Below are 6,000 nucleotides of genomic sequence, written 5' to 3'. Positions count from 1 at the left end.
CACCAACGTGGTTCGGTCCTCCACGGAATTTTACTTCCGCTTCAACCTGTCCATGGATAGGTCACCCGGTTTCGGGTCTACGACATGCAACTCTTTGCCCTATTCAGACTCGGTTTCCCTTCGGCTCCATACCTTAAGTATTTAACCTTGCTACACATCGTAACTCGCTGGCTCGTTCTACAAAAAGCACGCCGTCGCACATAAAAGTGCTTCGACTGATTGTGGACACACGGTTTCAGGTTCTATTTCACTCCCCTTCCGGGGTTCTTTTCACCTTTCCCTCACGGTACTGCTTCACTATCGGTCACCAGTTAGTATTTAGCCTTGGGAGGTGGTCCTCCCTGCTTCCCACAAGGTTTCACGTGTCTCGTGGTACTCTGGATTAGACCTGACTGCTCTTTTCTTTCACTTACAGGGCTTTTACCTTCTACGGCGGAGCCTTCCAGCTCTCTTCAGTTAAAAAATTGCAGTATTTATGGTCTATCCGCAACCCCAGGAACAAGTTCCTGGTTTGGGCTCTTTCCCTTTCGCTCGCCGCTACTTAGAAAATCGATTTTTCTTTCTCTTCCTCCGGGTACTTAGATGTTTCAGTTCCCCGGGTATACCTCTATAAACCTATGAATTCAGTTTACAGTACATTACTGCTCGTAATGTGGGTTGCCCCATTCGGAAATCTCTGGATCACTGGCTATTTGCGCCTACCCAAAGCTTATCGCAGCTTATCGCGTCCTTCTTCGGCTTCTGGTGCCAAGGCATTCACCATGCGCCCTTTGTAGCTTGACCTATACCGAAAATTGCTATTAACTTCGCACTTCTTCGTCAAGTCTTTCATTGCGGTGCTCATTTACCAGTCAGTAAATTCCGCTCCTCATTCAAGCCTTTCCTCGAATTGCTCGTTACTATCAATTTTCTAGTTTTAGTTCATAAAAATCTACAAAGGTGTTAAATATACTTTCGTATAAGTAATTTACCTTTAGCTTTACTTTTATTTTGTTAAACAATTGCGTTGTTTAACGTTTCTTCACTGTGCAATTTTCAAAGAACAATTGGAGATACATCATACTACATTGATTAGTTAAAATCAACTAGTAAATAATCCCTCAAGATTAAACAGAGGCTAAACCAGTCTTTCAGACAGCATTACCTGTCTGTATTATCCTTAGAAAGGAGGTGATCCAGCCGCAGGTTCTCCTACGGCTACCTTGTTACGACTTCACCCCAATCACTAACCCCACCTTCGGCCGCTGGCCCCTTTACAGGTTACCTCACGGACTTCGGGTGTTGCCAGCTCTCATGGTGTGACGGGCGGTGTGTACAAGGCCCGGGAACGTATTCACCGCGACATTCTGATTCGCGATTACTAGCAACTCCGGCTTCATGTAGGCGAGTTGCAGCCTACAATCCGAACTGGGATAGGTTTTTGAGTTTTGCTCCACCTCGCGGTCTTGCATCTCTCTGTACCTACCATTGTAGCACGTGTGTAGCCCTGGACATAAGGGGCATGATGATTTGACGTCATCCCCACCTTCCTCCCGGTTAACCCGGGCAGTCTCACTAGAGTGCTCAACTTAATGGTAGCAACTAATGATAGGGGTTGCGCTCGTTGCAGGACTTAACCTAACATCTCACGACACGAGCTGACGACAACCATGCACCACCTGTCTCCCTGCCCCGAAGGGCTTCATGCATCTCTGCACTATTCAGGGGATGTCAAGTCCAGGTAAGGTTCTTCGCGTTGCTTCGAATTAAACCACATGCTCCGCTGCTTGTGCGGGCCCCCGTCAATTCCTTTGAGTTTTAATCTTGCGATCGTACTTCCCAGGCGGAGTACTTATTGTGTTAACTGCGGCACAGAAGGTGGTACCCTCCTACACCTAGTACTCATCGTTTACGGCGTGGACTACCAGGGTATCTAATCCTGTTTGCTACCCACGCTTTCATGCCTCAGCGTCAGTTACGATCCAGAGAATCGCCTTCGCCACTGGTGTTCTTCCTAATCTCTACGCATTTCACCGCTACACTAGGAATTCCATTCTCCTCTCCCGCACTCTAGATATCCAGTTTGAAATGCAGCACCCAAGTTAAGCTCGGGTATTTCACATCTCACTTAAATATCCGCCTACGCATCCTTTACGCCCAGTAAATCCGGACAACGCTCGCCACCTACGTATTACCGCGGCTGCTGGCACGTAGTTAGCCGTGGCTTCCTCCTTTGGTACCGTCATTATCGTCCCAAAAGACAGAGCTTTACAACCCGAAGGCCTTCATCACTCACGCGGCGTTGCTGCATCAGGCTTTCGCCCATTGTGCAATATTCCCCACTGCTGCCTCCCGTAGGAGTCTGGACCGTGTCTCAGTTCCAATGTGGCCGATCACCCTCTCAGGTCGGCTACGCATCGTCGCCTTGGTGAGCCTTTACCTCACCAACTAGCTAATGCGCCGCGGGTCCATCTCAAAGCGGATTGCTCCTTTAATTAGTTCTCCATGCGAAAAACCAATGTTATGCGGTATTAATCTCCCTTTCGGGAGGCTATCCCCCTCTTTGAGGCAGGTTACCCACGTGTTACTCACCCGTCCGCCGCTAATCTACCCCGAAGGGCTTCATCGCTCGACTTGCATGTGTTAGGCACGCCGCCAGCGTTCGTCCTGAGCCAGGATCAAACTCTCAATTTAAAAGTTTGAATGCTCATTATTTTTTTTACTCACTACTATATTATAGTAGTTAAAGAATTGCTGGTTTAGTTTATTTAATAAAAGTCATTTTGACTTTTAACCTCTGTTTAATTTTCAAGGATCATGTCGATTCACATCGACAGCTTATTTAGTTTATCATACCTATTTTGCTTTGTCAACACTTTTCTTTCACTGCATAATGTCACAGTTATGTGTTGTTCACAGCTTTTATATAGTATCATACAAATTAAATTATTGTCAATACTTTTTTAATTATTAAGGCAGTTCTTTGAACTATGCTAATCTATTGTGAATACGACTAATCACAACTGCTATGCCTTGCAGTATTAGTCCAATTAAGTCAAATGAATCTGAAAGAAATTCACACACAAAATAATCATAAGTCCCTGCGTAAAAATTACAGGACCTACATTTTGAATTGAAGCAAGCTCTAAAATTCAAATGGGGATCTTTTAACCCATCTGAATTTTAGAGCTGCGAATGCATGGCTTACTTCGCGTTGAACTCCCATTTAAGCAGAGAATCAAAATCTATGATTTTGTGTGAATCGATTACTCCTCTGACGTTAGGAAGAGGAGTTCGCTATAAATCAGGAAACTTACGCCAAGTTAGTAAGTCTAAAATATTTATTTTCAAATCAATCAGTTACTCTTAAAGCCCCATTTATTTATTACTAGTGCTAAATCTTATCATATTCCATGAAAGCTTCGGAATTATCACATCTATAATACCACCCTGATTTGATTCTATTTTTACATTTCCAGTTTTAACCTTATCTGGTTCACCAAAAGTATTTTGAGCATATAAATCTGGTCCATCTAAAACTACATGTTTAATAGGAATACTATTTTCAAAGGATCTAAAATCTATCGTAAATTGTATATCTTCCTGTTGGTCACAATTTAAAGCAAATACCGTTACAGTTTCGTTTTCTTTATCATATGTAACTGCTGATTGAACTATTGGTGCTTCACCATACAGATTTGACTCAAAAGTTGAACATTTCACAATAGGCTTTAAGGCTTCTCCTCTTCCAAAATTAGATACTTGCTGGAATGGATAGAATATAGCCTGTTTAACAATTCTGCCACCTTTTTCTGTGAATATAGGTGGTATAACGTTTACAAGTTGAGCTAAACAAGCCATCTTCACTCTGTCCGCATTATTTAAAAGGATACATAACATTCCTCCAAATACTAATGCATCAACAAGGGAGTATATATCCTCAAGTATAGGCGGAGCAACTTCCCACGGAAAACGGGTTTGTTTCTTTTGATACCATACATTCCATTCATCAAAATGAATATTCACTTGGATGCTCAGCTAACTCTAAAAAACAACATATTAGACATTTTAGAGTTAGCTGTAAATAAAGTAAGCTAGCCTAAATAATTGTTAAGTTTTCAAAAAATTCACCTATCGGTGAGTTAGCTTTGCTATACCATTTTTTAAAGTTAAATTAAATAAAAATAGTAATTTTAAGAGTGCTCCGCACTAAAAACACTTAGGAGTCATTTTGAATGCTACTGGAAATTAGTTTTCCAACTCACTCTTTTAATTAACCTATATTATGCAATTATTTTAACATTGTATATATAATATATCTATGCATAAAAATAACAAAGTTTTGAAGCATTAATTATACAAGTCTACAAATTGAAGAAAAAGACCTACAGAAAGTAAATCTGCAGGTCTTTTTATATAATGTTTTTATTTTAGATTCTCAAGCTTTTCCCAAAGTTCACTATGTACCTTTTTAAGATTAATTATTTTAAATTGATTATTTACAAAAGCCTGAGTTGTTTTTCCATTTGCCAATAATTTACCGTCTAGTTCTCTTATTACATTATAATTAAAAATAACTTTTACCGGATTCATTTCCCCTATGGATGTCTGTATAATTATATCATCATCATACTTAGCACCTTCATAATATTTACAATAGGTTTCTACAAGTGGCATCATTACACCTTGCTTTTCCATATCACTATATGTCATTCCTGATTTTGTAATAAAATCCCCTCTGCCCACTTCAAACCAAGCATAATAATTTGAATGATGAACTATTCCCATACGATCTGTCTCTACATACCTTACTTTTAGTTTAGTTTCACTTATATACATATTAATTATGCCACCTTTTCTAATATTTTTGTATATAAATCTATTTTACCTTAATTATGGATTTTGTCTATATTTATTGAAAAAGCGATAAATAAAGGTCAGCTTAACCGTCCTTTATTTTATCATTCACTATGGTACTTTATATTAACTTATGCCCATCAAAATTATTTTATAAGTTTTATGTGATTTCTTCGATTAGATTAATTTTTGAAAGAGAAATTGCTATAGTTCCTTCAATAATTACTATACCCTTACCTGTACCAGTTACAATTCTACTATTAATATACTTAAACTCCCCCTCGCCTTTAGTTTGAATCGAAACCTTCTTACCTATGATTGATGCAAAATATCTTCTAAGGCTTTCCCCTTCTTTACAAACTTCTAGATCACAGTTATTTTTAAAACTTATACCATAAATCAAATTACTTCTTATAGCTACTATTTCCTGTATAGGTATTACTATAGTATTGTTTACCGTAGTTTTTAATTTAACAATAGTACCTTCGACACTTAATACAGTAACAGCATTGAGTAAAAACATTGTTGAATCTGCAATAGATATATCAACTTTTTCTTCTATTAATTCTTTCAGTATTTTTTCCATTCCATCAATACAATTATTATAAATCTCATTTTTTGTAATATCAGCATCAACTATTATATCTTTATTTTTACCTTTATTTACAACTATATCTTTAACTATATTTTTATCTTTATCTATATATATATCTTTATTTTTATCTATATCTTTATCTTTATCTACATCTATATCTTTATTTTATCCATACTCTTATTTTTATCTATATCTTTTTCTCTATCTATATCTTTATCCTCAACTTTATTAGCCATTATACCCTCACCCCTCTTAGATATAATATTGTTACCATTTGCTTTTACTAAATTATCATTTTTATTCTCTTTTAATTTATAATCATTTTTTGAAACTTCAGTTTTACTTGCATCCTTATCATGATTATGATCCTTATTAATAGTTTTAATTTTATCTCCCTTTGGAACAGCTTTTTTTTGAATCCTTTCTGAAGAATCATTTTTTATTATATCTCTGTTATGTGTTTGCTCATATATTTTATCTAGGTATTTAGGAAACATGTATAGAAACAAATCCATTATTTTATCCATATCATTATTTGATTTTTTCAAAACATTACCTCCGTAAATTCC

General features: G+C 37.5%; 4 protein-coding genes and 2 rRNA genes. All 6 read right to left on the bottom strand.

Translation table 11 applies throughout. The annotated features are described in order from the left end of the window. Positions 1 to 783: ribosomal RNA gene (locus CLMAG_RS07570) — 23S ribosomal RNA — on the bottom strand; the annotation flags it as partial. A 380-nt stretch (positions 784 to 1,163) separates the two neighbouring features. Next, positions 1,164 to 2,673, bottom strand: a 16S ribosomal RNA gene (locus tag CLMAG_RS07565). Positions 2,674 to 3,357: 684 nt separating this feature from the next. Beyond that, a complete protein-coding gene (locus CLMAG_RS07560) occupies positions 3,358 to 4,005 on the bottom strand; it encodes an alpha-L-arabinofuranosidase C-terminal domain-containing protein (RefSeq protein WP_066620256.1) in 648 nt (215 codons plus the stop codon). Between the two features lie 399 nt (positions 4,006 to 4,404). Next, positions 4,405 to 4,818, bottom strand: a complete 414-nt coding sequence (locus CLMAG_RS07555) for an acyl-CoA thioesterase (RefSeq protein ID WP_066620247.1) — start codon at positions 4,816 to 4,818, stop codon at positions 4,405 to 4,407. A gap of 178 nt (positions 4,819 to 4,996) precedes the next feature. Further along, positions 4,997 to 5,422, bottom strand: a complete 426-nt coding sequence (locus CLMAG_RS32320) for a hypothetical protein (RefSeq protein WP_066620244.1) — start codon at positions 5,420 to 5,422, stop codon at positions 4,997 to 4,999. Positions 5,423 to 5,583: 161 nt separating this feature from the next. Continuing rightward, complete coding sequence (locus CLMAG_RS32315; RefSeq protein ID WP_066620237.1) at positions 5,584 to 5,979, bottom strand: hypothetical protein; 396 nt, start codon at positions 5,977 to 5,979, stop codon at positions 5,584 to 5,586. Positions 5,980 to 6,000: the final 21 nt, after the last annotated feature.

The sequence above is a fragment of the Clostridium magnum DSM 2767 genome, assembly GCF_001623875.1.
GTDB lineage: Bacteria > Bacillota > Clostridia > Clostridiales > Clostridiaceae > Clostridium_AM > Clostridium_AM magnum.
The sequence above is the reverse complement of the archived record's forward strand: the minus strand, read 5'-3'. Positions and strand labels throughout refer to the sequence as shown.

Coding starts and splice junctions, on each gene's coding strand:
- CLMAG_RS07555 (WP_066620247.1), bottom strand. CDS start 4,818: ATGTATATAAGTGAAACTAAACTAAAAGTAAGGTATGTAGAGACAGAT.
- CLMAG_RS32320 (WP_066620244.1), bottom strand. CDS start 5,422: ATGGAAAAAATACTGAAAGAATTAATAGAAGAAAAAGTTGATATATCT.